Source organism: Sphingomonas sp. ERG5, assembly GCF_000803065.1.
GTDB lineage: Bacteria > Pseudomonadota > Alphaproteobacteria > Sphingomonadales > Sphingomonadaceae > Sphingomonas.
In genome coordinates this window covers 1-26858 of sequence record NZ_JSXI01000068.1, presented here as the reverse complement: position 1 = coordinate 26858, position 26858 = coordinate 1, and the positions used below count along the sequence as shown (strand labels likewise).

Here is a 26858-nt window from a genome sequence, read left to right as displayed (position 1 = left end):
CGCGCATGGGCGCGCGATCCGCATGGCGATGTCGGTCACGACAGGAGGTGGAACACCGCGACCCCGAAGAAATTAGCGATCGCCTTACCCAGCATGCCGGTCGCGATCGCAGGCGTCACCAGCGATTTCCAGCCCTTCGACGTGGCGATGCCCGCCGCTGCGGCCGCGCCCACGATGTTGGCGCCCGATCCGATGATTGCCTCGGCAAGATCGGCACGCAGTAACCGCGCGGCAACCAGCACCACGAGGATGTGGACGAGGATCACGACCAGGCCGAGCACGAAGTAGATCGGTGCCGCGGTGAGGAACGCCGTCATGTCGGTACTCGCGCCGATCATCGCGAAGAACAGATACATGATGAACATGCCCAGCTCGAAGTCGCCCTTGAGCGCGCGCATGGGGCCGGGGACGATGTTGGCGAGGACAACGGTGATCAGCGTGACGACGAACAGGCTGTAATTCTCGTGCCCGGTGATCCGGGTGAGGGCCAGCGCTGCCCAGCAGATCGCTGCGCTCAGCGCCAGGCCACCGGCCATATGCGCGATGTTGAGTTCGGCTGCAGCTGGCTCGTCGCGGGACTCGTGCCCTCCCGATTGACCGTCCGCGATGGGCGAAGGGATCAGCCGGCGGACGAATGGGATATTGGGCAGTGATACGAGGATCATCAGTCCGATGATGCTCACCGGCGCGCTCGCGCTCACCGCGACGGCGAATTCGTCCTTGGGCAGGCCGGTGATCTCGGCCATCGCCACCATGTCGGTCATGCCGCCGATCCAGGCGGCGGCATAAGTGGCCGCTACCTGCGGACCATGGCCCCCCAAGCCTGGAAGCTGCGCGGCGATCAGCGCACCGAGGCAGACGCCGATCGCCCCGATGAAGAAGAGCGGCAGCACGCGTCCGCTTTCGCCCAGGATCTTGGCGAAGGTCGCCTTGTAGAGCAGCAAGGGGATGGCGATCGGCATGACATAGCCGCCAATCGCCCCGTAAAGCGGCGAGGCGTGCGGGATGAGCCCGAAGTTGGAAAGTAACGTTCCGCCGCCGAGGATCCAGACGACACCTGGAATCCGGCACGCGATCGGATGCCGCTCGCTCCAGAAGCCCAGCCAGGCAAGGCCCAGCAATATGGCGAGAAGTGCAGGGTAGTTGTCAGGTGCGATAGCCATCTTGATCCCCCGTATTGGCCGGTCGTTGCCGGCCACCCCGTTAGTCTTGGTGCCCGACTGTCCCGCGTCGCGCCACACCCTGCGCGATAATGGCCGCGCGCGAGCCATCGTCGGCACCCAACGCTGCGGTGACGTCGCGGGCTGTGCTCCCGATCGGGTTGCGAAACGGCGTGTCGCGACGGTCGATCAACGCTGCGATATCCTCGGCGATCGTCTCGGGCGCCTCACCCCCGCTCGCGCCGGGAAACTCCTGGTCGATCCGGCCGGCTTCGAACACGAGTACGCGGAGGCCGAGCGGCGCGAGTTCCGCGGCAAGGCTTTGGCTCATGCCTTCGAGCGCGAACTTGCTGGCGGCGTATGCGCCGTCCTCCGGCAGCCCGACCAGCGCCGATAGCGAGGAAATCATGGCAATCGTGCTGCCGGCACGCAGATGCGGCAACGCCGCTTTGGTCAGCCGCCAGGCGCCGAGCAGGTTGACGTCGAGCGTTTCCTTGAACGCATCCTGGTCCAAGGTCGCGAGCGAACCGTGCAAATGCATGCTGGCATTGTTGATGAGAATATCGATGCCCCCGGCGGTTCGGGCGACCTCGTCGACCGCCTTCTCCACGCTGTCGGGCCAGCGCACGTTGAGGGGCACGTCGTCGGGCATCCCCTCGCGCCGCGTATCGACCCCGCTGAAGACGCGGTCGCCGCGTCGTGTAAATGCGCCTGCCAATGCCGCGCCGAGCCCCTGCGAGGCACCGCTGATGAGGATGGATCGCATGCTCTCTCCCTTGCCGCAGCGACCATGCAAGCGTTTGCGGCTTTATACTTCATGGTCTCCGGGGATAGGCCCGAACGCCTCCGATCCGCAGATGACTTTTCCTAATCGGTCACCCCATTTTCGCTAATTTTCCAGGCCGGCACCGTCGCGATACGGTCTCTTCCGAACAGGGCGAAACAAGGTTCATCGGTATGTCTGAGTTTGATGTCGTTGTGGCCGGCGGGGGCGTGAACGGCCTGGCTTGCGCGGCGACACTCGCACGCAAGGGGTTGAGCGTGTGCGTTGTCGAGCGCAATCCATGGGTCGGCGGCGGCGCGGTCACGCGCGAAGTCACCCTGCCGGGCTTCAAACACGATCTCTACGGCTCGTCGCACGTCTGGATTCAGTGCAATCCCGACTTCCAGGAAATGCGTCCTGAGCTCGAGGCGCTGGGGCTCACCTATATCGAGCCAGCCGATCATATCACCGGGCATCCCGACAAGAATGGCGGGCCGGGCATCGTCATCTACAAGTCGATCGACAAGACCTGCGCATCGATCGCCGCCTATTCGCCGAAGGACGCCGAGCGCTACCGCGCGGTCTATGCCGATTTCGAGCAAGTGCGCGAAGGCTTTATCAAGGCGTTCTTCTCGCCGCCATCGGCGCCATCGGCGCTGGCCAGCGCGCTCGAGACGAGCGAGGCGGGGCTTCGTCGCCTGCGCGAGTTCTCGATGTCGGCGCGCGCATGGGTCGAGGCGAACTTCGAAAACGATTTCGTCAAGGCGGTGATGCTCAACTGGGCACTCGCGCCGCAGATCCTTCCCGACCAGGAAGGTGCCGGACAATCCTTCTACATCATGATCCCGGCGATCCACTATTACGGGCAAGCCATCCCGCAGGGGGGCAGCATGGAATTGCCTAAGGCGATGGCGCGCTATGTCGAAGCGAAAGGCGGCGTCGTGCGCTGCGAGGCGCCGGTCGCGAAGTTCGTCATTTCGGATGGCCGCGCCACCGGCGTCGAGCTCGAGAACGGCGAACGGATCGTCGCGAGGCGTGCCGTGGTGTCGGCGCTCGAACCCAAGCAGACCTTCCTGCGCTTTGTCGGCGAGGATCATCTCGAGCCCGGCTTCGCGGCGATGGTCAGGAGTTTCTCGTTCGGCAAGATCAGCATCTGCCGGGCGCAGCTCGCGCTGAGCGAGGCGCCCGAGTTCCTCAACGGCGCCGACATGAGCGCGTGCCCGTTCCACCGCATCGTCGATTCGATGGATCAGATGATCAATTTCTACGCGGAACTCGCCACCGGCAAGCCGCCGAGCGATCCTTTCCTCTGGTCGGCGTGCTGGACCAAGCTCGATCCGACGCGCGCGCCTGCCGGCCAGCACACCCTGATCGTCGACACCTATGTCTCCAACTGGCTCGCCGACGGTCGCACCTGGGCCGAGATCGGCGAGGATTATGCGCGCAAGGTCATCCTGCCCAAGCTGCGGCAATACGCGCCCAACATTACCGACGAGACCATTTTGGGCATGTACGTCCAGCATCGTCAAACCCTGGAAGACGCCAATCCGAGCTTCGTCGACGGCACGACCAACGGCGGCGAACGCATCGCTGCCCAGCTGGGCGCGTTCCGGCCATTCCCAGGCTTTGCGCATTACCGCTCGCCGATCCGCGATCTCTACATGGCCGGCCCGCATTGCCACCCGGGCGGGGGCATTTCCGCCGCCGGCACGATCACCGCTCGGGTGATGCTCGACGACATGGGAATCGAGCCTGCCGACTTCTGGTAACAGACTAAATTGAGGACTGAATTATGACCGCTGCCAACAAGATCGACAAATATACCGCGCTGGTGATCCAGCCGCACGTCCACGTCGCCGAGGACCGCGACGACATCACCAGGAATCTCGACCGGGCGCTCAACATGATCGATTTCGGGGTGGGGTATTTCTGGGAGCTGCCGGCAAAGCTTGCCGTGTTTCCCGAATATTTCATGCAAGGCGTCACCACGCCCGGCAAGGGCGAGCACGGCATCGACAGCTTCATGAAGAAGGCGATCACGCTCGATGGTCCCGAAATGCAGCGGCTCGGCGACAAGGCGCGCGAATATGGCATCTATATTGCCGGCGGCGGTGTTATCGAGAAGGTCCCCGAATTCCCCGACCGCTGGTTCAACACCGCCTTCATCATCGGGCCGAGCGGCGAGGTCGTCCTCAAATATCATAAATGGCACATTCCTGCCTCGATCGGCCTTGGCACCAGCCCGCACGACATATTCGACGAATATCGCGCGGTGTTCGGTGGCGATATCAGCCAGTTGTTCCCGGTGATCGACACCGAGATCGGCAAGCTCGGCACGATGACGTGCCACGATGGCTGCACGCCCGAAGTCTCGCGCGCCTTGGGCTATAACGGCGCCGAGGTGATCTGCCACCCAGTCGCGCTCCAGGAAGTGGAGGGCGTGTCTGAGCCCTGGGACTTCTGGATGTTCACCCGCCGCACGCGCGCGCATGACAACATGGCCTATGTCCTGGGATCGAACTGGGGCACCGTTGACTATGCCTATTATCCGCGGGCCTTCTGTCCCGGCGGCAGCTTCGGCATCGACTATACCGGCATGGTGCTGCGCCACGCACCCTATCCGCAGGAGCAGGTGCTCGGCGTGACGATCGATATCGAGAGCCTGCGCGAGCATCGCTCGCGCTGCAATCACAATACCTGGGTGGACGTCCGCACCGAGGGCTTCCGTCAAATCTACGAAAAGCCGATCTATCCGGCCAATCAGTTCCCGAGCGGCCGGCCGCCGCGGACCCTTGCCGACAAGATGGGGCCCGTGAAGGAAGTGTTCCGCGACCTCTATGGCCGCGGCCAGTTCACACCGCCTGCCGGGATGACGGTCGACGATATGGCCGACCAGCATGAGCGGCGCGTCAGGGCCGCCCAGGCAATCGGCACGCTCAAGCGCGACGACTGATCGGAGCAGAACGAATGCGTGTCGTCAGTTCGCTTGCCGATATCGATTTCGGCGTGGGCCGGATCGGCCGGTCGGGGCGCAATCTCGTGATCGAGAGCAGCGCCGATAGCACCATCGCCACCAAAGTGACGGTGACCCCGCGCGACGCCTTGCGGTCGCTCGGCGCATTGCTCCGCAGTCCGTCCGCCTGGTGGTTTGTCCTCTTGTTGCCGGTCGCCGTCCTGGGTGGGCCGAACCGGAAAACCGGCGACGCGTGGGTGCAGCGGCGCGCAGGCGTCGGCCTCAACAAGCCGTGGTGACACGGCCCGCAAACCCATGCCGCCGCCGCTGAAGCCCGTCGTCAGTTTCGGCGAGATATTGCTGCGCTATTCGCCCGGCGGCGGCGGCGGCGGCGGCGGCGGCGGCTTGCGCGCCAGCGACGCCTTCGCGATCCATGTCGCTGGCGCCGAGGCCAATGTCGCGATCGGACTGGCGTCGCTCGGCTGCCCGGCACGGATGGCGAGTGTGTTGCCCGACAATGTGTTGGGCGATCGAGCGGCCGATACCCTCGCGGCGCACGGCGTCTGTGCTGCCGGGTGCGTTCGCGCGCCGGGTCGGATGGGAACCTTCTATCTCGAATCGCCCCGGAACGGACGCGAAGGCGGGTTCTTTTATGATCGTACCCATTCCGCCTTCGCGACGGCCGGCGCGGCATCGATCGACTGGGATCGCGTCCTGGTCGACGCGGCATGGCTGCACGTTTCGGGCATTACGGTTGCGCTGGGACCAGGTCCGATCGGGCAGCTACGGGGTGCTGTTGCCGCGGCGCAGCGGCGGGGCGTGCCCATCTCGTTTGACTGCAACTATCGTCCGGTACTTTGGCAGGGGCGCGAGCATGAAGCGCCGGGGCTGCTGCGCGAATTCGCGTCGGCCGCGCCCCTGGTCTTTGCAAGCGAAATGGATGAGCGCCTGTTGATCGGCGACAGCGAGACGGCCGGCGGGCTGTTCGCGTGTTTCGACGCTGTTGAAATCGTGGCGTCGACCCGGCGATGCGATACCGGCGGCTCTCCCTGCCTCGGTGCACGAATCCAGACGCGGCGTCAGGATTACCTGGTCGATCCCGTCCCGATCGAGCCCTTTGTCGACCGCATTGGTGCCGGCGACGCTTTCGCCGCCGGCGTGCTGTTCGGCCTCGGTAACGGCTGGGACACGGCGCGCGTCGCGCGCTTCGTGCATCGCACCTGCCTCATGAAGCATGGCGTGGCCGGCGATTTCGCGTCGTTCCGCGCCGCCGAGGTGATTGCTGCTCTCGGCTAAACGGAGCACGGTCACCCGGTCTAGGGCGTGACCGCCGCCGGCTTCGCCGTTCTTGACGGGATGAGCGCGAACAGCGCCACGCCGGCAAGCGCCGTACAGCACAGCATGACGGTCACCGCCGGTACCCCGCCCAGCGCCATCAAGGGACCGAGCAGCCGGGCGCCGGCCGCCATCGTGAGGTTCCCGCACACCATGGTGAACGAGAATTGCGTGGCGGCGATCGCACGGCTGCATTGCTGCATGGTGGCGGCAAAGAAGGTGATGAAAGCGAAGACGAGCAAGCACTCGAAAACGATCAGATAGGCCGTGGCGACCGCGGGCGTAAAGGCGAGCGCGAGCGCGAGATTGGCGGCGGCAATCCCGCCGAGCGACAGCAACAGCATCGTGCGATGGCCGACCTGGTCGATCAGCCACCCGCCGATCGCCATGCCGGCAAGACCCGATACCAGCTTGAGCGTGCCGCGGAGCTGCGCATAGTCGCCTGGCGACCAGGAAAATTTCTGCACCATCATGACGGGCGCCATCGCGCCGGCGAGACCCAGCAGCATGCCGATCACGAGCGACAGGCCGATCAGCCGCATGGCACCTTTCTCGCGCAACGCACCGAACAATTGGCGCGCGATCTCCCGAACACTTTCCGGGCGAATATTGTTGGCATGCTGCGCAGCATTTCCCCGGGTCCAGGGCAGCAGCCGCTCGCCCGGACGCTCGCGTACCAGCGCCACGACGAAGAAAACGGCCAACAGGATCGCCAGTGCCGCCGCGACCATGGCGGAAAACCCGCCGTACGTGAGGATCAGGGCGCCGAGCGTCGCGAATGCCGCCGTCCCAACCGTCTTCGATCCCCACATCACGCCGTTGGCGCGGCCCTGCTCGTGCGGCGGGATCAGGTCCATCGCGGTCGCGTCGGTCGCGACATCCTGGACGGCGGTTGCGAGCGTGATGCAGAATGCGCCGGCAGTGAACAGCGGCAGCTGTGCCACGGGGTCGGGGAGCAGGGCGAGCGCGCCAAAGCTTGTCGCGATGCCCAGCTCGCCCGCCATGATCCACGGCTTGCGCCGGCCCATCATCAAATAGGCCCAGCGGTCGACGGTCGGCCCGATGATCAGCTTGGCGGCATTGGGCAGCATGGCAATCGCGAGAAAGGTGCCGATGCCGGCCGGCGCAACACCGCGCGCCGCGAGAAACGCGGGGAACACGATCAACACCATCGCGTCGGGAATCCCTTGCGCGGCGTAAAGCATGGCGAGGACCGCGAAACGCAACCGGCGATCCTCGCTCAGGGCGCGTCTGGTCATGGCTCGCCGCCCCCCGGCCGGCGGCTCACCAATGCCAGAGCGTACCATCTTCGAGGCGGTTCACCGGCAGATAGGCCGGTGCGTAGGGGTATCGTGCCGCCAGCTCTTCGTCGATGTCGACGCCGTGGCCGGGCTGCTCGCCGGGATAGAGCATCCCGTCGCCGAAGCTGTAGGCGTGCGGGAACACCGCATCGGTTTCCTCGGTGTGGCGCATATATTCCTGGATTCCGAAGTTCGGAATCGACAGATCGAAATGCAGTGCCGCACCCATGCAGACAGGGGAGAGGTCGGTTGCGCCATGGCTCCCCGTGCGCACCTGGTAGAGACTGGCCAGGTCGGCGATGCGGCGCAAATGGGTGATGCCGCCGGCATGGACGACGGTGGTCCGGATATAATCGATCAACTGGTTCTCGATGAGATTCTTGCAATCCCAGATCGTGTTGAAAACCTCGCCGACCGCAAGCGGAGTCACGGTATGCTGGCGGATTAGGCGGAACGCCTCCTGGTTCTCGGCGGGCGTGGCGTCTTCCATCCAGAACAATCGATAAGGCTCGAGCGATTTGCCCAGCCGGGCCGCCTCGATCGGCGTCAATCGATGGTGGACATCATGCAGCAGATGGACGTCGAACCCGAAGCGCGACCGCGCCATTTCGAACAGCTTGGGGGTATGATCGAGATATTTCTCGGTCGACCACACATTCTCGGTCGGCATCGTCGCATCGGCGGGCTCGTAATACATCTTGTCGTTGGAGACCCCGTAGGTCGAGGCAAGGCCTGGAATGCCCGACTGGACGCGGATCGCCTTGTAGCCGAGCTCGAGATATCGGGCGACTTCATCGCAGGCTTCGACCATATCGCGCCCGTTGGCATGGCCATAAACCATGACGCCTTCGCGGCTTTTACCGCCCAGCAACTGGTAGAGCGGCAGGCCCGCCGCCTTTGCCTTGATATCCCAAAGCGCGGTATCGACCGCGGCGATGGCGGACATCGTGACCGGCCCGCGCCGCCAATAAGCGCCCCGATAGAGATACTGCCAGACGTCCTCGATGCGATGCGCGTCGCGGCCGATCAGGCAGGGAATGACATGGTTTTCGAGATAGGATGCCACGGCAAGTTCGCGACCGTTGAGCGTCGCGTCGCCGATCCCGTAGATGCCCTGATCGGTCTCGATCTTCAGTGTGACGAAATTGCGCCCTGGGCAGGTGATTATGACGCGTGCACCGATAATTTTCATGGCGGATTGAGCTCGTGTGTGTAAGGACCGGATCGAGCCTATGGGGAGGCCGGTGCGCTGACAAACGGGCCTTGGTTATGACCCCGATAAGCGGCTCTCATCCGGTGCAAGATCGATGTCGCGTAAACTTCCCCCATTACTCGCTCTTCGTGTTTTCGAATGTGCCGCCAGGCATTTGAGCTTCACCCGCGCGGCCGACGAACTATGCGTGACACAGGCTGCGGTGAGCCATCAGATCCGCGCGCTCGAGGACTGGTTCGGCAAGCCGCTGTTCCGGCGGCTTAGCCGCTCGCTCAAGCTGACCGAGGCCGGCGAACGCCTGCTCCAGCCGCTGACCGATGCGTTCGATATCATGGCCGACGTGACCACCGATGTCTCTGCCGACGAGGGGCGGCAGGTACTCAACGTCTCGATGCTTGATTCTTTCGCCAGCGTCTGGGTGATCCCGCGCTTGGCAAGCTTCCACCAGCGCTTTCCCGATATCGATCTGCGTTTCCTGTCGCGTCCGCTTGAGGAAGACGTCCTGGGTAGCGGCGATGCCGATGTCGAAATCCGCTACGGCGACGGCAACTGGCCGGGCATGCATGTCTATGAATTCCTCAAGGAGGAGCTCTTTCCCGTATGCAGCCCGTCACTGCTCGATGGCGTGCCGCCGGCCGAGGGGCTCGAGGACCTACAGCGGTTCAACCTGCTCCACGACGTCCTGTCGATCGGCTGGGAGGATTTCCTTGCGCATCACGGCGTCAAGTCGGTGAGCACGCGTCGCGGTTTCGGGTTCAACCATTCGCATCTGGTGATGCAGGCGTGCACGGAGGGCAACGGCATGGCGTTGGGCAGAAGCGCGTTGGTCATGCCGGCGCTGCGGAGCGGTGCGCTCGTTCGTCCGTTTAGCGAGACGATGCCGGCAGACCAAGCCTACTACATCGTCTGCCGCACCGCCGATGCCGACGCCGCGCCGGTCAAGGCCTTTGCCTATTGGTTGATGGACGAACTGGAATCGTCGGGGCTGGGGGTCATCAAAGCCGCAGCATGACCGATCGCGTCTCGGTGAACGCCTTGAGACCTTCCAGCCCGTGCTCGCGCCCGATACCGGATTTCTTGACGCCGCCGATCGGCATCGCCAGCTCCGGAATGCCGTGTTCGTTGATCCAGATGATGCCAGCCTCAAGATCCTCTGCGAGCCGCAACGCACGCCCGGCATCGCGCGTCCAGATGCTGGCGGCGAGGCCGTAGCGGCTGTCGTTAGCGAGCCGCAACGCCGTGCCCTCATCGTCGAACGCCGTTACAGTCACAACGGGTCCGAACACTTCCTCCTGCACGATGGTCGAGTCCTGGGTGGCGCCTGCGATCACCGTAGGCGCGTAGAAATAGCCCTTGTCCCCAACCGTGACGCCGCCGGTGACGATGTCGGCGCCAGCGGACCGTGCGGTCTCGACCATCGCCGCGACGCGCTGGCGATGCGCCGCACTGATCAGGGGCCCCATCGTGCTTGCCGGATCGACGCCGGGTCCCAATCGGTGCGCGCGCGCGTGGTCGGCAAGTCCTGCGACGACGCGATCATATACCGCGCGTTGCGCATAGACGCGTGAGCCGGCGACGCAGACCTGGCCGGCATTGGAGAATATCGCTTCCGCCGCGGCCGGGATCGCACGATCGAGGTCGGCATCGTCGAAGATGATAACCGGGGACTTGCCGCCAAGCTCGAGCGAAAGGCGGGTGAAGTTGGCGGCACTCTCGCGGACCAGTTGCTCGCCGACCGCGGTGGATCCGGTAAAGGAAATCTTGGCGACCAGCGGGTGGCGCACCAGCGCGGCCCCGATATCGCGACCTGCGCCGGGCAGGACATGGACGACGCCGTCGGGGACGCCAGCCTCGGTCAGGAGGCGCGCGAGATAGAGCGACGACAACGGCGTGAGCTCGGCCGGTTTCAGGATACAGCTGCAGCCGGCCGCCAGCGCCGGGGCGAGTTTCCACGAGGCCGCGACCAAAGCACCGTTCCAGGGCGTGATCAAACCGGCGACGCCGATCGCATCCTCGCGCACGAACGCGTGATAGCGGGCGCCGGGAACCGAGGGCTCGAAGGTGCCGCCGCCCAATTTGGTCACCCAGCCGGCATAATAGCGGAAGGTCTCGGCGCAGTGCGGAACCTCTCCATGCAACGCCGCGCCATAGAGCTTGCCGCCGTTGAGCGTTTCCAGCCCGGCGAGCAGCGCCGCGTCGCGTTCGATGAGATCGGCAACGCGCAACAGGATGCGCTGGCGCTCGGCCGGGGTCTTGCCGCGCCACCTTTTGTCCTGGAAGGCCTGATGCGCGGCGCGAGCGGCGCAATCGACATCGCCCGGTGTGGCCAGCGCGACTTCGCCGATCTCCTCGCCGGTCGCCGGATCGAAGCAGGGCAAGGCTTCCCGGTCGGTTACTTCCTTGCCATCGAGCGACAGGCCTCGCCGGCGCGCGAGATAGAGGGCGACGCCGGGATAGAGATCGATCATCGCGCTCAGCTCCGGGCGAACGTCGTGAGCGCGGCGATGACCTGGTCGTTGTGCTCGGGGAGGCCGACCGAGATGCGCAGGCACTGTTCCGGCCCTCCGGCGTTGACTGGGCGCGGGATGATCCCGTTGGCTTCCAGCCAGGCTCCCGCCGCGGCCGCGGTGCGGCCGCTCGGCGCGAACCTGATCAGATAGAAGTTCGCGAATGACGGAATGAATTCGAAACCCAGAGCCGTCACCGCCGCGGCAATCCGCGCGCGTTCGCTATTGTTGGAGGCGCGCACCTGCGCCGCATACGCGTGATCGCGTACCGCGGCTTCCGCCGCAGCGAGCGCCGCCGCATTCGCATTGAAGGGCGTGCGAATGCGCTGCACGGCATCGATCATCGTGAACGGCGCGTACATCCACCCGATGCGCAAGCCCGCCAGGCCGTAAAGCTTCGAGAAGGTGCGCGTCATGACGCAATTGTCACCTCCCTCGACCAGCGACGAACCGGGCTCATAGTCGGCTTCCGTGACATAATCGGCATAAGCCGAGTCGATCAGGAGGATGACGTCCCTGGGCAGTTCGGCCCGCAGCCGCCTGAGTTCGGTCCGCGGAATATATTGGCCGACCGGATTGTTCGGCGATGCCAGCACCACCATGCGCGTGCGGTCGGTAATGCGCGCCAGGATGATGTCGGCATCCGGCCTGAGCCGGGGTTCCTCGGCGATGATCGGGTTCGCCCCGATCGATGTCGCGTGGACGATCGCCATGCCGAAACTATATTGCGACAGAACCACGTCGTCGCCCGGCGCAAGATAGGCGCGCATCAGCAATTGGATGAGTTCGTCCGATCCATTGCCGCACAGGATGCGGTCGGCGTCGAGATCGAATTCGTCGGCAATCGCCTGGCGCAAGGCGCGCTGGCTTCCGTCGGGATAGAGTTGCAGTCCGGCATCGGCAAGCGCGCGATAGGCAGCGATGGCACGCGGGCTGGGGCCGTTCATCGACTCGTTGGACGACAGTTTGAGGGGCTGGTCGACGCCGTCCAGCGCCATCTTGCCCTGTTTGTAGGGCGCGAGCTTGAGGACGCCGGGCACCGGCTGGGGTGCATCGATCAGGACCGGCGCATTTGCGAGATCGAGTGTCATCGTCCTCTCCTCACTTGCAGCCTTCGGGGAACACCGGCGGCCGGATGATGAACGGCCAGGGCGAAGCCATGTCGGGGGTCGGTACTTCGATCAGCGTGGGCGCCCGGCGCTCCAGCGCCGCCTTGACGGCCGCCTCGAGCGCTGCGGGGGAGGAAACCCTTTCGGCGCGGATGCCAAAGCTTTCGGCAAATTTGACGAAGTCAGGGTTGGTGAGGTCAGAGGCGATCAACCGGCCGCCGAACCATTCCTTCTGCTGGCGCTGGACGTTCTGAAACTTGTTGTTGTTGAACAGCACGGTGACGAGCGGCAGCTGATATTGCGCGGCAGTCGCCATCTCGTTGGCGGTGAACATGAAGCCGCCGTCACCGACGATGTTGACGACCGCCTTGTCGGGATGCGCGGCCTGCACGCCGAGCGCGGTCGCATAACCATAGCCCAGCGTGCCCTGATAGCCGCAGTTGATCAGCTGGCGCGGCGCATAGACCGGGAAGGTGTACCAGGAAGCGTAGCCGCATTGCGTGATTTCATCGACGAACAGGCCGTCGTCGGGCAGCGCCCGGCGGATCGCGTCGAGATAATCGAATTGCGGCTGGACCTGGTCGGCGATCTGCCGGCGCACGCGATGTTTGAGTTCGACAAGCTCTTCCTCGCGCGAGCGCGGGGAGACTCCCCGGCGTTCCAGCGCGGCGATAAGCGCCGGGACGGCATCGCCGGCATCAGCGTGGAGCGCGACGTCGGGCGCGGCAATACGATCGAATTCACGCTCGTCGATATCGATGCGGACGATCTTCATGGCGGGACCGATGCCCCAATAGAGATATTGCTGTTCCATCCGCGAGCCGATCGCGATCACGACGTCGGAATCTTTCCAAAGGTCGTTGCCGGCCGGGAAGACCTGGGCATAGGGGCTGCGGTCGGATACCACGCCGCGGCCGCTGCGGAACGACACGACCGGTGCCTGGATCAGCCTGGCGAGGCGCTCGACGTCGCTCCCCGCCGACAGCGCGCCGCCACCGGCGATGATGATCGGCCGGCCACCGGCGGCGATGATCTCTGCCGCGCGGTCGACCGCGTCGGTGTCGAGCGCGGGCGGCGCGGGGATTTGCGCTGCGGCGAGCAACGCGACCTCGGCGCCATTGGCCATGATGTCCATCGGCATTTCGAGGCTGACCGGCCGCTGGCGTCCGCCGAGCATCTGCCGGAACGCTTCGTTGACCAGGCCCGGCGCGGCCTCGGGGGTCATGGCGCGGTCGGCCCATTTGGTCAGCGTACGCATGGTGGCGAGCTGATCCGGCAGTTCATGGAGATAGCCGATCCCCTTGCCGATCCCCTTGCTTGGGATCTGACCGGTCAGGCAAAGCACCGGTGCATTGGTCGCATAGGCGGAGCACAAGGCCGCCGTGCTGTTGAGCACGCCGGGCCCGGGGACGACGGTGTACGTACCGACGCGACCGGTCGACCGGGCATAGCCGAACGCCATGTAGGCGGCGCCCTGCTCATGGCGACTGCAAAAGAAGCGTAGCTTGTCCTGCTGCTTGTGCATGGCGTCGAAGAAATAGTCGAGCTGACCTCCGGGCAGGCCGAATATTGTATCGACGCCATTGGCCATGATCTGGCCTAGAAGCGCCTCGGCTCCCGTCATTTGTGTCATTATCTCGATCGATCCTGAATCTGGCTGAAGAAGTTTTCTCTGCAGCAACGATCCGGACGATGTTCGCTCGCAGAGATAGTATTTGCTCTGGATGGCGGATCGGACTCAATTGAAACAAACTGCCGCTAGCGATTAGTTTGGCTTATCTATCTGCCGGTTGAGGCGAGAACGGCCAGGTGCTCGGCGCGCGCATAGCCGCGATCGACATAGATCAGTGGCGCCCGGCTCTGGCCGAGCCGGACATCGTCAACCGCGCCGAACAGGACATGGTGCTTGCCGATGGTCAGCTCGCGTTCCAGTCGGCAATCGAACGACACCAAGGCATCGTCGAGCAGCGGCGCACCCGAGGCGCCGCGCAGCCAGCGTCCGTTAGCGAATTTGCCCTGGCCGCCAGCCTGGGCAGTGCGGCCAGCGAAGACGTCGGCGAGCCCCGCCTGGTCGCCGCGAAGGATGTTCACACCAAAAACGCGGTTGGCGAGAATCGGTGCGGCGCCGCTGCAATTCTGGTTGATGCAGACCAGCAGGACGGGGTGTTCGGTGTCGGCGGAGACCGACGACATCGCTGATACCGTCATGCCGAACGGCCCGGAGGGGCCGTCGGTCGTCACGATCGTCACTGTCGCGGCGATGCGGCTCATCGCGTCGAGAAACGACTGGCGCAGCGCGGTCATCGACCGGCGCTCAGGAAATCGAGCACTGCCGCGTTGAACGCGCTCGGCGCCTCGATATTGGCGAGATGGGCGGTCGGCAGCATCAACAGCGTTGCTCCTTGCAGGTGCCGGGCCAGCGCCTCGGCGTGGTCGGGCGGTGTTGCGGGGTCTTCGCTTCCGCCGATGACAAGCGCCGGCGTGGTGATGCGGTCGGCTGCCGGGCGCAGGTCCATGTCGCGGATTGCCGCGCAGCACCCGGCATAACCTTGCGGATCGGTCGCTTGCAGGGTCGCGAGGAGTGCAGCGGCGAGGTCGGGTCGCGCGGCGGCGAACCGTTCGGTCAACCAGCGCGACAGGACCGCTTCGGCGATCGCCTCCATGCCAGCGCGGCGCACGGCATCGATCCGCGTCTGCCAGCTCGCCGGCGGCCCCATGAAGGCGGACGTGTTGCTCAAGACGAGCCGGGTAAGCCGCTCGGGCACGCGATGGGCCAGCCATTGGCCGATCATGCCGCCCAGCGACACACCGCAATAATATGTGCGCTCGATGTCGAGCGCGTCGAGCAGGGCGACGGCATCGCGGCCCAGCCGGTCCAGACCGTAATCGCCCGGCGTGACGCTCGACGCGCCATGGCCGCGCGTGTCGTAGCGCAGCACGCGATACCGCGCGGCAAAGGTCTCGACCTGCTGCGACCACATCTGCATGTCGGTGCCGAGCGAATTGGACAGCAGCAGGACCGCCGCGCCGCGCGGACCGTCAAGCCGCCAGGCAAGGCGGCACCCATCCTCGGTCGTGACGATGCCGGTTTGGGTCATGTCCGCTCCAGCGCGAGCGCAACGCCTTGCCCGACACCCGCGCACAGTGTCACGATTGCCCGCCGGCCGCCGCCGGCCTCGAGCGCGCGCGTCGCGGTCAACACCAGGCGCGCCCCCGACATGCCAAGCGGATGGCCGAGCGCGATGGCGCCGCCATGCGGGTTGACGTGGTCGGCATCGTCGGGAAAGCCGAGGGCACGCAGGACGGCCAATGCCTGGGCGGCGAATGCTTCGTTCAGCTCGACGATATCGACATCGCCGAGCGTCCAGCCGAGCCGATCGAGCAGCTTGCGTGTGGCGGGGACGGGACCGATTCCCATCACGCGTGGCGCGACCCCGGCGCTCGCCATGCCGAGAATGCGCGCGCGCGGGCGCAGGCCAAAACGCTCGATCATGCGGTGATCGGTCAGGAGCAGTGCTGCCGCCCCGTCATTCACGCCCGAACTGTTGCCGGCAGTCACTGTGCCGCCCGGCCGCACGATCGGCGCAAGTCGTGCCAGCGCTTCGAGCGACGTCGCGCGAGGATGCTCGTCGGCGGCGAATTCTACGGGCTGCCGCGCGATCTCGACGCGAAGCGCAGCGATCTCGCCGGCGTGGAAGTCGCGGGCGGATGCCGCGCGGGACTGGCTGCGCTGCGCGAACGTATCCTGATCGTTGCGGCTGATGCCAAATTCGGTCGCGACGTTCTCTGCGGTTTCCGGCATGGTATCGACGCCGAAGTCCGCGGCCATCGCCGGATTGACCATCCGCCAGCCGATCGTCGTATCTTCCAGGCGCTGCGCTCGGCCGAAGGGTATGTCGGATTTGTTCAAGACGTACGGCGCGCGGCTCATGCTTTCGACGCCGCCGGCAATCATCATCCCGGCATCACCGGCCATGATCGCGCGCGCGGCCGCGGCGACCGCGTCGAGGCCCGACGCGCACAGCCGATTGACCGTGATGCCGCCGGTCGCCACCGGCAGACCGGCCAGCAGCCCAGCCATGCGAGCGACGTTGCGGTTGTCCTCGCCGGCCTGGTTGGCGCAGCCGAGAATGACGTCGTCGATCGCCTCGCGCGCGCCCTCGGGCAGACCCTTGCACAGAGCGCTGAGGCAGTGCGCCGCAAGATCGTCGGGACGGACGCCCGATAAGGCGCCGCCATAGCGGCCAATCGGGGTGCGCAGGCCATCGCAGATGAATGCCGCGCTCATCGCGCCGCGCCCGTCAGGTCGATCGCCGCCGCGGTTCGCGCCGCGATCTCGGCGGCACTGACTCCGGGCGCGCATTCGACGAGGCGCAAGCCGCCCCGGTTCCTGTCGCAGGCAATGACGCCGAGGTCGGTGACGATCAGATCGACGACGCTCCGGCCGGTCAGTGGAAGCGTGCAATGGGGTACGATCTTGGGCCTGCCGTCCTTGGTGCAATGGTCCATCACCACCACCACGCGTCTCACGCCGGCGACGAGATCCATCGCGCCGCCCATGCCTTTGACCATCGCGCCCGGAATCGTCCAGTTGGCGAGATCGCCGCGCTCGGACACTTGCATCGCACCGAGCACAGCGAGATCGATATGGCCGCCGCGGATCATCGCGAAGCTGTCGGCCGAAGAGAAGAAGCTCGCCGAGGGAAGGGCGGTGACCGTCTGCTTGCCGGCATTGATGAGGTCGGGATCGATCTCGACCTCATCAGGAAACGGCCCCATGCCGAGCATGCCGTTTTCCGATTGCAGCACGACCTGGATCTGATCGGGAATGTGGTTGGAGACGAGCGTCGGGATGCCGATCCCGAGATTGACGTAAAAGCCGTCTTCGAGTTCGCGGGCGACGCGTGCCGCCATGTCATCGCGCGACCAGGCCATGTCAGGTCACCTCGCGCGGTCGCGTGGTCCGCTTTTCGATGAGACGGCTGTAATGGGCCCCGACCACCAGGCGATCGACATAGATGCCCGGCGTGTGAATCTGGTCGGGATCGAGTTCGCCGACCTCGACCAATTGCTCGACCTCCGCCACGGTGACGCGCCCGGCGGTCGCCATCGGCGGATTGAAGTTCCGCGCGGTCTTGCGGTAGACGAGGTTACCGGCGCGGTCGCCTTTCCAGGCGCGGACGATCGCAAGATCCGCCTTGAGCCAGCTCTCCCGGACATAGTCCCGCCCATCGAATGTCTCGACCGGTTTGCCCTCGGCAACGACGGTACCGACCCCCGTTGCGGTGTAGAAAGCGGGGATACCGGCACCGCCGGCGCGGATCCGTTCCGCGAGCGTGCCTTGGGGGTTGAGTTCGAGCTCGAGCTTGCCGTCGAGGTAGAGCTGCTCGAAGAGCTTGTTGTCGCCGACATAGGAGGAGATCATCTTGCGGATCTGGCCGTTCGCCAGCAACTGATAGAGCCCGAAGCCCTCAGCGCCGCAATTGTTCGAGATCACCGTGAGGTCGCGTACGCCCGACGCGCGTAGCGCCGGGATGAGGTTCTCCGGATTGCCGACAAGGCCGAAGCCGCCCGACATGATTGTCATGCCGTCGAACAACAGGCCGTCGAGCGCTGTGTCGGCGGAAGCGAAAAGTTTGTCCATCGCGGCGGTCAGACAGTGGCGCGGGGCCGGGCCGAGAAGCCCTGGTCATCGGCACCCTGGGCGCGCTGGAGCTCGAAATCGAAGCTGATGGTAGCACCGATGCCGCTCCGGTCGGGCACCGGCAACAGCCCTTCGCGCGTGCCGAACGCGAAGTCGTCGCGCGCCCGCGGGTCGTCGCCGAAATTGATCTGGGTGGTGAGCGTGCGGTAGCCGGGTGCCTCGATGAAGAAATGGACATGCGCCGGCCGGTCGCCGTGCCGGCCCAGGGCTTTCATCAGCCGGTCGGCTGCGCCGCCCGGCGGCACGCTGTAGCCGTGCGGCATCTTCGATTGGAAGGCGTAGCGCCCGTCCGGCCCGAGCCGGATCCGCCGGCGGTTGTTGAAGGCACTTTGCGTGCCCGTGGGATCGAAGTGCGAGTAGAAACCCTTCGAATTGGCGTGCCAGACGTGGAGAATGGCATCTGGCACCGGCTCACCACCGGGCCCGCGGACGGTGCCGGACATGACGAGGGTCGCCGTATCGTCGGGATCGGTGGTCAGGTTGACGTCGTTGGTCCTGGCGAGATCGCCTTCGACGAGGGGCGCGCCGGCGACATAGAGCGGACCCTCGATTGTTCGCGGCGTGCCGCCGGCGCGACCGGCCGCCTCATCCTTGGCGTCCATATGGAGGTCGAGGAAATGCTCGATCCCGAGCCCTGGCGCGATCAGCCCGAATTCGCCGACGCCATCCTGCAGGAAGGCCAGTGCCGTCCAGAATTCGCTTTCGGCGATGTCGTGCCTTTCGATCGTTGTCGCGAGCGCCTCGACGAGATCGCGGACGATCGCTTTGAGACGCGGATCGCCGCCGTTTTCGGTCAGCCCCGCCGCCCGGTCGAGCAATTGCTGCACTTCGGATGTTTTCACTATGCTCGTCATGGCATCCTCTCTGGACGTGATGGTTCAGTCGTCGATCGCCGACGGATGCCGGCACAAGGCGGTCACTTCGATCGACATGAAGGGGAACAGGGGCAGGCCGAGCAGGATCTCGTGGAGCTGCCCTGCGTCGGCGACGTCGAAGATGCTGACGTTCGCGTACCGGCCGGCGATGCGCCAAAGATGGCGCCATGTCCCGGCGCGCTGCAACGCCTGCGCCTGTGTTTTTTCCGCGGCCTTGAGCGCATCGAGCGCGGCCTGGTCGACATCGTGCGGCACGGCCACGTCCATCCGAACCATGAACAACATCGGCAGTCCCCTCAGTCCTTGCCGCGTGCGAAATAGCGCAGCTTGTCCTCGTCGAGCCGCACGCCGAGCCCGGCCCCCGACGGCACCTCGAGCGCGAAGTCGCGATAGACGAGCGGTTCGGTGAGGATTTCTTCGGTGAGCAGCAGGGGGCCGAACAGTTCGGACCCCCATTCCAGCGCCGGCAGCGCGGCAAAGAGATGCGCGGATGCAGCCGTGCCGATCGCGGCCTCGAGCATCGTGCCCCCGTATAGGGCGACATGCCCGGCCCGCGCGATCGTCGCGACGTCACGCGCCGCATTGAGGCCGCCGGACTGGGTGATCTTGAGCGACAGGACATCAGCTGCCTGCTCGCGGACGAACCGCCAGGCGCTCGCCGGTCCGCTCAGCGCCTCGTCGGCCATGACCGCCATATCGAAGCGCCGGCACAGCGCCTGCATTCCCTCGATGTCGCCGGCGGCGATGGGCTGCTCCACGAGCACGACACCGGCGTTCTGCAAGCGCGCCATGCCGTCGGTGGCGTTCGCGCGCGACCAATGCTGGTTGACGTCGACGCGAATGCTGGCGCGGCCTTCGAAGGCGCGGGCGATCGCGGCGACGTGCGCGCAATCATCGGTGACCGGCCGTTTTCCGATCTTCAGCTTGAAGATATTGTGCCGCCTGGCATCGATCATCGCTTCGCCTTCGGCGATGTCGCGCTCGGTTTCGCCGCTCGCCAGCGTCCACGCGACTGGCAGCCGGTCCCGTCGTCGACCGCCGAGCAGTTCGGATAGCGGCAGGCCGCGCGCTTGTCCGAGCGCATCGAGGAGCGCCGTTTCGATGGCGCATTTGGCGAAGCGATTGCCAATGATCGCTGCCTCGATCCGGGCCATGATCGCGGCGGGGCGATCACCGTCTTCGCCGACCACGAGTGGCGCGAAATAGGTATTGATGGCGGCGCGGATGCCTTCAGGACTCTCCTCGCCATAGGCTAGCCCGCCAATAGTCGTCGCCTCGCCGATCCCGCACAGCCCATCGTCGCGCCGGATGAAGACCAGAACGACAGCCTGGGTATGCATCGTCGTCATCGCCAGAACGTGCGGGCGCACGGTGGGGATGTCCGCGATCAGGACGTCGATTGCCGAAATACGGGTGCCGGTAGCCATGGACGAACCATGCTGGCGCGCGCCGCTCGCGCGCTACTTATAAGAATTAATGCGGGCGATGAGGTCGCCTAATCCCACCGGCCCGCGCTGCTCTACCGCGGGCTGATTTTTCGCCGCAAGATTCTCCCCGGGGGCGTTCGGGTTCATCCCGTTCCGGCTCGGCGCCCGGCGTTAGCGGCGCGCCGGGGAGGGGGCTCGATTCGCACGACTTGGCTAGCTGGTGTGATTGGAGAATAAGGGCTTGCCGCCCCTTCTAGGGGCGAGCCCGGCTCGGGCTGTCCATTAGCAAATCTCAACTGCGGCCGACCGCGATCGCCGATACAGACCCGGCGTGTCGCGTGCGTAACAAAGCGCGGAAGCGATGGTCGACGGGAAGGAATGCCGGCATGTCTGTGGTTCTTGTCAGCGGGGCCTCGCGCGGTTTGGGCAATGCACTGGCGGCGGAATATGCGGCGCGCGGCGACCAGGTCTTTTGCGGCGTCCGCTCGCTTGACGCCCGGGTCGCAGGGATTCCCGTCGAACTCGATGTAACCGACAATGACAGTGTGGCGCGGGCCGTTGATTTCGTTGTCGCGACCGCTGGCCGGATCGACCTTCTGATCAACAACGCCGGCGTTCACCTTGCCGGGCCGTTGCTTTCGCTCGAGATCAACGCGTTCAAGAACATACTCGACGTGAACGTGCTGGGCGCCTGGCGCCTCACCCGCGCGGCACGACCCTATCTGACGGACGGATCGACGGTGGCGATGATTTCGTCGCTCTCGGGCCTTGTCGGTCCCGCCAATGATGGCGCTTATGCAACGAGCAAATTTGCGCTCGAGGGGATGAGTCAGAGTTTGGCGAGCGAACTCGGGCCCGAGGGAGTCCGCGTCCTTGTGTTTGAGCCGAGCGCGGTGGCCACAGGGTTCGCAGGGGCAACCCATGGAGATCCGCCGGCGACGGTCGCTAGCGACATCGCGAATGTGATTGCGTCGAACGACGCGCCGTTCCGCAATCCGCTCGGAGATGTCGGCCGGCGGGTCGCCGAGACATTGCGGATCGACGACGGTTCGCGTGCGTCGGCGTTGTTCGCGTCCTTTTCCAAATAACGCGTGATGCTCATTTCCCGATTGGATAGCCCGATGATCAAGCTCGCCCATGTCTGCATTGAAGCTTCCGATCTCGACGCGACCGAGCGCTTCTATTCGCTTCTCGGAATGTCGCGGCAGTTCGACTTCCGGAACTTTCAGGGTGAGCCGATCGGCTACTATCTGCACTTCGGTGATCGGAGTTTTCTCGAAGTCGTTCGCGTCGCCAGCGTAAAGCCCGAAGGGCGGGTGATGCACTTTGCCATCGAGACGACCGAGATCGATGCCTTGCGCGGACGTCTCGCTCACGCAGGCTATAATCCAACCGAAAAAGAACTGGGGGCTGACCAGACGTGGGTGGTCACCTGCCGTGATCCCAGCGGAATCTTCATCGAGCTGCAGCAATATGCGGAAAACAGCATGCAGCTTCGCGGCGGGATCTGCCTGATCGACTATACACCCTGACCTCGCTGCGCGAATCGCAGTAAAATACTGTAACAGAGGCCATATAATCTATCACGATCCAACCGCCCGCGTGCTGTTGCTCAACGACATTTCCGCTTTCATCCAACAGGAACTGGCTGTTCGCCACGCCATGTCTTGAAGGTCCTGGGTATCCCGGCGGCTGTTCTCATCAGAGCTATTGATGTTATGACCAGCCGATTTGCGGCAGTGATGACATTGATTGGGTGCTTCCGTTTGAAAGCTACAACGGAAATTACTTTGATTTGGTGTTATCGCCCGCTGCAAATATTACGCGAGATCGGTGGTTCGCACCGATCTCGCGAAGGTTATCGTTAGCTCAATACCATTGCGCAACACCGCCATGCCGCGAGCATGTGCCCGAGCGGTGAGCGGAGGTGCTGAATGTACCGTCCTTGCACTTGGCGGTCGCGCCATTAGGGCCGCCCGGATTGGTGTTCTGCCCATTTGCGGTGCGGGTGGTGGTTGTAGGCCGTGATGCGTTGGCGGGAGCGGGGCGGGGGGGCGCAACCGAAGGAGTTGGGGCTGCCGCTGCGCCCTTGCAGACCGCTTTGTTGGCGTTGCCGGCCTTGGAGCAATCATAGTTGCGTGTCGTGGTCGCTGTCGGACGAGCCGGCGCTGCTGCCGCGCCCTTGCAGGCCGCCTTGTTGGCGTTGCCAGCCTTGGAGCAATCATAATTGCGCGTTGCGATTGTTGTCGAAGGAGCCGGCGCCGCCGCGGCACCCTTACAGGCTGCCTTGTTCGCATTGCCCGCCTTCGAGCAATCATAGTTGCGGGCTGCCGGTGCAGGCTTGGGCGCTGGTTTCGCGGCTGCCGCCTTGCACGCCGCCTTGTTCGCGTTGCCTGCTTTTGTGCAGTCATAGTTCCGTGCGGCCTGAGCGCTGGCGGGCGATGCCGTGAGCGCGAGCGAGCTCAACAAAAAGGTGGCTGCGCCAAGAATGAAGCGGTTCATATCGTGTCTCCCGTGAACGATGATCAAGTCTGCAACCTTTTCCCAAGCGTCGCAATTGGCGCCACGGATCTTATAACCAGCGTGCCACACCGCCATGATGTGAGCAGGTGCCCCGCCGGTTCTCGCTGAAACTCCAGGATCCGTCGCGACACTGAGCGCTCGCGCCCGCCGGGGCGCGCGCGGCCCGGATGGGACGGTGCACCCGATTGCCGCTGCGGGCGGTATAATATTCGTCCGAACTGGAGCCATAAGTTCGCGACTGAGGTGCGTGACGTGTATCGCGGCGGGCATCAGCGGCGCTGCCCGCTGTGAGCGCCAGGCATGCGCCAGCAAGCGCGATCATGCGGAACCTGTTCAGCATTCCCTCACTCCCCCCTATTCTGTCTGTTTGGCTTTCATGTCGGGCAGCCTTTTGACTACCTCGCGCCACACCACCATTTGCCCCCGGTCGTCACGCTCGGTCGCGGCCTCTAGGCGCCGTGCGGCCTCTGTTTCGGCGTCAGTTCCGTGGGTCTCGATGAGCATTATCGCCAAGGCGTTAAATTCCCACGAAGCAACCGTCATCTCTGACTCCTGATTACATCTTATAGTTGTCTATAGTTCGATCGCAATTGGCCGCCATCCTCTAGAAATATTCGAGATTATTCACGATCGTTTCGACGATTGATGCGAACTGATTTCCGGTGCTGGCCGCAGCGGTCGAGCGGCCGTTTGTCTTGTGGTTCTCGTTTTTCGCCGGGGCCGCCCAAAGTCGGGTGCCAAGCTGCTGAATATAGACGGGTTCAATTGCGCGCTGTACGAATGTTGCGCGAGACGGGTATGCCGTGCCGTTCAACGTCCGCGGTGCAGAAGTGTCGTTAAGGGGGAATTGAGCATGTCCGACAACAAGCCAACAGCAGAGCCCGACGTCACAAAGGCATGGCGTGCGTCGCAAGACCAGCAGTCTGCGGCCAAACGCCTTCGTATCTTCGCCTCGCTCGCGTGGGTCGTTGCTATCGGCGGCGAGGTCGCCGGGATCGTCCTGCTCTACAGGCACATGTTCGACCATGGAAACCTCGCGCTGTTGATCGGCATATTGGTCGGGATTGCCATCTTCGCGATTGCCGGCAGCCTGATGTGGAAGGCGGCCAACAAGCGCGATCCGGCCAGCAGATCCGAACCGTTCAAGTTCTTCGTCCAGAACCAGCTCGGTGCGATCATCACGCTGATCGCTTTTCTTCCACTGATTGTCCTGATCTTCACGGACAAGAATATGGATCCAAAGAACAAGAAGATTGCCGGCGGCATCGGTGTAGTCCTGGCGGTGGTCGCCACGCTGATCGGGGTCAGCTTCAAGCCGCCATCGGTCGAGCAATACACTCAGGACATGAACAAATGCGCGGCCCAGATTAGAACCAGTGAGCCCACCACGGCATGTTCACCGGAAGTCGCCGCTCAGGCGCAGGACATCGCCCGTGACTCCAGCGCGGTGGCGGACGCAACGAAGACCGCCGAAAATCCGGCCGGCCAGGATGTCGTGTATTGGATCGCGCCTGAGAACGGAGCCAAGACGTCCTCGACGCCGCATGTCTTCCACCTATGCGAGGGTGTCAGCCCGCTCCGCGGCAAGACCGTGAATCACGGCTCCGTGACGGAGGCCTATTCGGAGAACGCCAGCCGCATCACCAAGCAGATTCCGATGGAACAGAAGCAGTGCGGGTTTGCCGGCTCGTAGTAAGTAAGCCGCAATCAATGATTGTCGGGCTGCGGCACGAGGATCCAGGGGGCGGATATGTCATTGCGGGTGATGGTGGACGCCTAGCGCGCTCGGTTACCTGGCCTTATTGAGCTTGTACCCGCCTTCCTCCTTTTCACGCGCTACCTTTACCGGCTTTTCCACCCGCTCGTCAGAGCTGGCTTCGTTGACGTCGATTCCGAGGTTCGGCGAAGCTTCCTTGGGCTTGTCGAGTTGACTCTGGCCCGAGCCCGTCAATGTATCAGGCATGCTTCCTTGCTCCCATGGCATAGATGTATTCTATATCGACGAGTCGAACGATAAACACTTTTCGGGCCACAGCGATAGCGATCCCGTTTTTGCGGATGAACGACGGAATCTGGCAAATTGTCTGGCGGATATGCTGCAAGCCGCCAAAGGCGGGATGACTTGATCGCTATCGCAGCGGTGACCTTGTGTGGGCGCTTGACGCGGCGTTTGCCGGACTCGATGTGCCCGCCGCGCCGGCGCAGCCTGAGAAACCAAGAGGCGCTGTTTCGGTTCGTGCATCCGTCATGCCGCAGCACACCTTGAGCATGATAGACGGCAAGCCTTACAAGATGCTCAAACGAAACTTGGCGCTGAACGGGTTTACGCCAGAGAGCTACCGCGAGGCGTACGGGTTGCCGGAGGATTACCCAGTGGTTGCAGCGGAATATGCCGAAAAACGCAGGGCGCTAGCGCATAAGATCGGCCTTGGTCGCAAGCCATTGATCGCCGAACCCGCAAAGCCTTCGACGCCGGCGAACATAGCACGCAAGTCCAGAGCATCGAGGGAAGCCGATCTAAGTTCAGGAAAATAACTAAGGGCGCGGACGCAACTCGGATCGTGCAGGCACAAGTGCTGTTTGACAGATCGAAATGAGGGTATCAAACTGAACGTGAGAGCAAGAATAACTGAGGCGAGTCATGGCCAGAGAGCGCATATCGATCGATGAGCTGCTGGCGAGGCAGATCGAGCCTCCCGCTCTCTTGGTTACGATCGAACCTATCGATGGGGACGATACAAAACTCGCCGTAACACCTTATAGCGCAGAAGCGGGCTGTTCATGTGGCTCGACGCTGAAGATCAATAAAGATCTGGTAGATTGGGTTGTCCCAACCGATCAGTCACACAATTGCTGCGGCAAGCGCTTCGTTGTTGTAGAGATTGGTTTCAAGGATGCCATCTTGACCGACGTTTTCGCACAATTGGCTGATAATGGTCGCATGCATGCAGTTGCTACGAAAATGCACTCCGGTACGGCGCCCGTAAATAGATTTGCACCAATTGGTGGCCCACCTGTCTTTTATGGTGCGATAGGCGCAGGAGGCATTCGAGACCCTGATCAACTAGCCGGTAGCTGGTACGATAAGCTTGTCTGCAATATTAGAAGGGCAATCTCGATCAAGGCTTGCGCACCCTATGCACTCACTGATCAAGATCTGTATCAAAGGTGTCTTTGCGAAGCGGACTACGATTACAACGTTTGTGTGTATGGCCCTCAAGCTGTTGGTCCATCGCCTTGTTGACCAGAAAATTGCCGATAACGTTAGGTAAGGTTCTGCCCTAGCATCTTCGCAATTTCGCTTACGTATCCGCCCTATCTCGCGGGATTGGCCGTGCAAATTGCAGTCGCCACGGTATCCAAGCCAACAATTGGCCGTCGTAACCTGCCCCATCCAATTACGAGTTCTCTGCCTAGTTCACCATCGATTGAAGGGCGATGCGCCGACGGATGGTTTCTTCGAGAATGCAGCTTGGAACGTCGACCAAGTCGATCGTCCCGCCGACGGCCCCCTCGTTGCACTGCGCGTCCCGTTGTTTAATCCAGGCGCGTTGTTCAGTGCGTAGAGCAGACCGGCGGTTTGGTGTCCGCTTATTCATCGCCACCCGGTAGGCGGCATTGAGCTGTGCATCCTGAGCCTTCAACTCTGCATTGAAACACCCGCCCATTGCGACGGAAACACCGTTGGCCGCGTCGCCAGTGCCCAAGCAAGCCTTTAGATCAGGCGAGTGTTGCGCCTCGATCTGCTCAGACGAAAGCTTTGCAGCCTCAGGGGCAGTCTCAGAGATGGTCTCGGTATTTGCGGGAATCGGAGCACCTGCAGCGGCCAGGCTTGCTGGCGTCGATCCCTTACGGGCAGACTGAACCGCGCCGGGTCTGCCGGAGGCCGTGGGTTGTGAGTCACGCTGCCATATCGATGTTGTCCGCGGCAGCATAATATTGATCTTCGGCTTCGGCAGGCGGGATGTTGCCGATGGGCTCCATCAGC

Annotated in this window: 30 protein-coding genes; 10 read left to right on the top strand and 20 right to left on the bottom strand. The window is 63.8% G+C overall.

The genetic code is table 11. From position 1 onward, the window contains the following. Nucleotides 1–35 precede the first annotated feature (35 nt). On the bottom strand, nt 36–1163 hold the full coding sequence (locus OO12_RS22240) for a DUF819 family protein (RefSeq protein WP_160296878.1): 1128 nt from the start codon (nt 1161–1163) through the stop codon (nt 36–38). Nucleotides 1164–1203: 40 nt separating this feature from the next. Further along, entirely contained in the window at nt 1204–1926 is a 723-nt protein-coding gene (locus OO12_RS22235) for an SDR family NAD(P)-dependent oxidoreductase (RefSeq protein WP_052216179.1), read from the bottom strand. A gap of 191 nt (nt 1927–2117) precedes the next feature. Here OO12_RS22235 and OO12_RS22230 point away from each other — a divergent pair, with 191 nt between their 5' ends. From OO12_RS22230 to OO12_RS22215, 4 genes are read left to right on the top strand one after another with little or no spacing between them, the layout of a single operon-like run. Continuing rightward, the gene (locus OO12_RS22230; RefSeq protein ID WP_034160955.1) at nt 2118–3692 is read left to right on the top strand and encodes a phytoene desaturase family protein; all 1575 of its coding nucleotides are present in this window, start codon (nt 2118–2120) and stop codon (nt 3690–3692) included. Between the two features lie 23 nt (nt 3693–3715). Next, complete coding sequence (locus tag OO12_RS22225) at nt 3716–4876, top strand: nitrilase-related carbon-nitrogen hydrolase (RefSeq protein ID WP_034160954.1); 1161 nt, start codon at nt 3716–3718, stop codon at nt 4874–4876. A gap of 14 nt (nt 4877–4890) precedes the next feature. Next, entirely contained in the window at nt 4891–5175 is a 285-nt protein-coding gene (locus tag OO12_RS22220; RefSeq protein ID WP_034160953.1) for a hypothetical protein, read from the top strand. 16 nt (nt 5176–5191) lie between these two features. Beyond that, nucleotides 5192–6172, top strand: coding sequence for a sugar kinase (locus tag OO12_RS22215; RefSeq protein WP_034160952.1), 981 nt, complete (start codon nt 5192–5194; stop codon nt 6170–6172). Nucleotides 6173–6192: 20 nt separating this feature from the next. Here OO12_RS22215 and OO12_RS22210 read toward each other — a convergent pair whose 3' ends face one another. Both OO12_RS22210 and manD read right to left on the bottom strand, forming a co-directional pair. Continuing rightward, nucleotides 6193–7470, bottom strand: coding sequence for an MFS transporter (locus tag OO12_RS22210; protein WP_034160951.1), 1278 nt, complete (start codon nt 7468–7470; stop codon nt 6193–6195). A gap of 25 nt (nt 7471–7495) precedes the next feature. Next, on the bottom strand, nt 7496–8704 hold the full coding sequence (gene manD / locus OO12_RS22205; RefSeq protein ID WP_034160950.1) for a D-mannonate dehydratase ManD: 1209 nt from the start codon (nt 8702–8704) through the stop codon (nt 7496–7498). A gap of 115 nt (nt 8705–8819) precedes the next feature. Here manD and gcvA point away from each other — a divergent pair, with 115 nt between their 5' ends. After that, on the top strand, nt 8820–9737 hold the full coding sequence (gene gcvA, locus OO12_RS22200; protein WP_034160949.1) for a transcriptional regulator GcvA: 918 nt from the start codon (nt 8820–8822) through the stop codon (nt 9735–9737). On the opposite strand, the gene OO12_RS22195 is transcribed toward gcvA, so the two are convergent. From OO12_RS22195 to OO12_RS22145, 11 genes are all read right to left on the bottom strand, one after another. Continuing rightward, nucleotides 9721–11193: an aldehyde dehydrogenase family protein gene (locus OO12_RS22195; RefSeq protein ID WP_034160948.1), complete on the bottom strand. Its 1473-nt coding sequence runs from the start codon at nt 11191–11193 to the stop codon at nt 9721–9723. The genes gcvA and OO12_RS22195 overlap by 17 nt on opposite strands. Before the next feature lie 5 nt (nt 11194–11198). Further along, nucleotides 11199–12323: a pyridoxal phosphate-dependent aminotransferase gene (locus tag OO12_RS22190; RefSeq protein WP_052216178.1), complete on the bottom strand. Its 1125-nt coding sequence runs from the start codon at nt 12321–12323 to the stop codon at nt 11199–11201. Between the two features lie 10 nt (nt 12324–12333). Further along, nucleotides 12334–13965, bottom strand: coding sequence for a thiamine pyrophosphate-dependent enzyme (locus OO12_RS22185; protein WP_235364965.1), 1632 nt, complete (start codon nt 13963–13965; stop codon nt 12334–12336). A 155-nt stretch (nt 13966–14120) separates the two neighbouring features. Then, on the bottom strand, nt 14121–14645 hold the full coding sequence (locus OO12_RS22180; RefSeq protein WP_034160946.1) for a flavin reductase family protein: 525 nt from the start codon (nt 14643–14645) through the stop codon (nt 14121–14123). Next, nucleotides 14642–15439 carry a 3-oxoadipate enol-lactonase gene (gene pcaD / locus OO12_RS22175; protein ID WP_034160945.1) on the bottom strand — a complete coding sequence of 266 codons (798 nt, stop codon included), beginning with the start codon at nt 15437–15439 and terminating at the stop codon, nt 14642–14644. Before pcaD ends, OO12_RS22180 begins: the two co-directional genes overlap by 4 nt. Further along, complete coding sequence (pcaF, locus tag OO12_RS22170) at nt 15436–16629, bottom strand: 3-oxoadipyl-CoA thiolase (RefSeq protein ID WP_034160944.1); 1194 nt, start codon at nt 16627–16629, stop codon at nt 15436–15438. Before pcaF ends, pcaD begins: the two co-directional genes overlap by 4 nt. Continuing rightward, a complete protein-coding gene (locus OO12_RS22165) occupies nt 16626–17276 on the bottom strand; it encodes a 3-oxoacid CoA-transferase subunit B (protein WP_034160943.1) in 651 nt (216 codons plus the stop codon). Before OO12_RS22165 ends, pcaF begins: the two co-directional genes overlap by 4 nt. 1 nt (nt 17277) lies before the next feature. After that, on the bottom strand, nt 17278–17985 hold the full coding sequence (locus OO12_RS22160; protein ID WP_034160942.1) for a CoA transferase subunit A: 708 nt from the start codon (nt 17983–17985) through the stop codon (nt 17278–17280). An 8-nt stretch (nt 17986–17993) separates the two neighbouring features. After that, complete coding sequence (locus OO12_RS22155; RefSeq protein WP_034160941.1) at nt 17994–18899, bottom strand: dioxygenase family protein; 906 nt, start codon at nt 18897–18899, stop codon at nt 17994–17996. A 24-nt stretch (nt 18900–18923) separates the two neighbouring features. Next, the gene (catC, locus tag OO12_RS22150) at nt 18924–19205 is read right to left on the bottom strand and encodes a muconolactone Delta-isomerase (RefSeq protein ID WP_034160940.1); all 282 of its coding nucleotides are present in this window, start codon (nt 19203–19205) and stop codon (nt 18924–18926) included. Between the two features lie 11 nt (nt 19206–19216). Beyond that, a complete protein-coding gene (locus OO12_RS22145) occupies nt 19217–20347 on the bottom strand; it encodes a muconate/chloromuconate family cycloisomerase (protein ID WP_034160939.1) in 1131 nt (376 codons plus the stop codon). A 386-nt stretch (nt 20348–20733) separates the two neighbouring features. Between OO12_RS22145 and OO12_RS22140 the strand changes: the two genes are divergently transcribed. Further along, the gene (locus OO12_RS22140; protein ID WP_052216177.1) at nt 20734–21435 is read left to right on the top strand and encodes an SDR family NAD(P)-dependent oxidoreductase; all 702 of its coding nucleotides are present in this window, start codon (nt 20734–20736) and stop codon (nt 21433–21435) included. Nucleotides 21436–21468: 33 nt separating this feature from the next. After that, nucleotides 21469–21879, top strand: a complete 411-nt coding sequence (locus tag OO12_RS22135; RefSeq protein ID WP_034160938.1) for a VOC family protein — start codon at nt 21469–21471, stop codon at nt 21877–21879. A 337-nt stretch (nt 21880–22216) separates the two neighbouring features. On the opposite strand, the gene OO12_RS22130 is transcribed toward OO12_RS22135, so the two are convergent. From OO12_RS22130 to OO12_RS22125, 3 genes are all read right to left on the bottom strand, one after another. After that, nucleotides 22217–22849 (bottom strand): DUF3761 domain-containing protein, encoded by a 633-nt coding sequence (locus tag OO12_RS22130; RefSeq protein ID WP_034160937.1) that lies wholly within the window; start codon nt 22847–22849, stop codon nt 22217–22219. Nucleotides 22850–22919: 70 nt separating this feature from the next. Continuing rightward, nucleotides 22920–23192, bottom strand: a complete 273-nt coding sequence (locus OO12_RS29445) for a DUF3761 domain-containing protein (RefSeq protein WP_443024595.1) — start codon at nt 23190–23192, stop codon at nt 22920–22922. A 32-nt stretch (nt 23193–23224) separates the two neighbouring features. Beyond that, nucleotides 23225–23413 carry a hypothetical protein gene (locus OO12_RS22125; RefSeq protein WP_034160936.1) on the bottom strand — a complete coding sequence of 63 codons (189 nt, stop codon included), beginning with the start codon at nt 23411–23413 and terminating at the stop codon, nt 23225–23227. 310 nt (nt 23414–23723) lie between these two features. Between OO12_RS22125 and OO12_RS22115 the strand changes: the two genes are divergently transcribed. Next, on the top strand, nt 23724–24563 hold the full coding sequence (locus tag OO12_RS22115; protein WP_034160934.1) for a hypothetical protein: 840 nt from the start codon (nt 23724–23726) through the stop codon (nt 24561–24563). 96 nt (nt 24564–24659) lie between these two features. On the opposite strand, the gene OO12_RS28735 is transcribed toward OO12_RS22115, so the two are convergent. Continuing rightward, entirely contained in the window at nt 24660–24833 is a 174-nt protein-coding gene (locus tag OO12_RS28735; RefSeq protein WP_160296877.1) for a hypothetical protein, read from the bottom strand. A gap of 185 nt (nt 24834–25018) precedes the next feature. Between OO12_RS28735 and OO12_RS22105 the strand changes: the two genes are divergently transcribed. Together OO12_RS22105 and OO12_RS28255 are read left to right on the top strand one after the other, a co-directional pair. Continuing rightward, nucleotides 25019–25405 carry a MucR family transcriptional regulator gene (locus OO12_RS22105; RefSeq protein ID WP_082006722.1) on the top strand — a complete coding sequence of 129 codons (387 nt, stop codon included), beginning with the start codon at nt 25019–25021 and terminating at the stop codon, nt 25403–25405. A 106-nt stretch (nt 25406–25511) separates the two neighbouring features. After that, on the top strand, nt 25512–26114 hold the full coding sequence (locus OO12_RS28255) for a hypothetical protein (protein WP_152616596.1): 603 nt from the start codon (nt 25512–25514) through the stop codon (nt 26112–26114). 169 nt (nt 26115–26283) lie between these two features. On the opposite strand, the gene OO12_RS28730 is transcribed toward OO12_RS28255, so the two are convergent. Continuing rightward, entirely contained in the window at nt 26284–26577 is a 294-nt protein-coding gene (locus tag OO12_RS28730) for a lysozyme inhibitor LprI family protein (RefSeq protein WP_034160932.1), read from the bottom strand. Between the last annotated feature and the right edge of the window lie 281 nt (nt 26578–26858).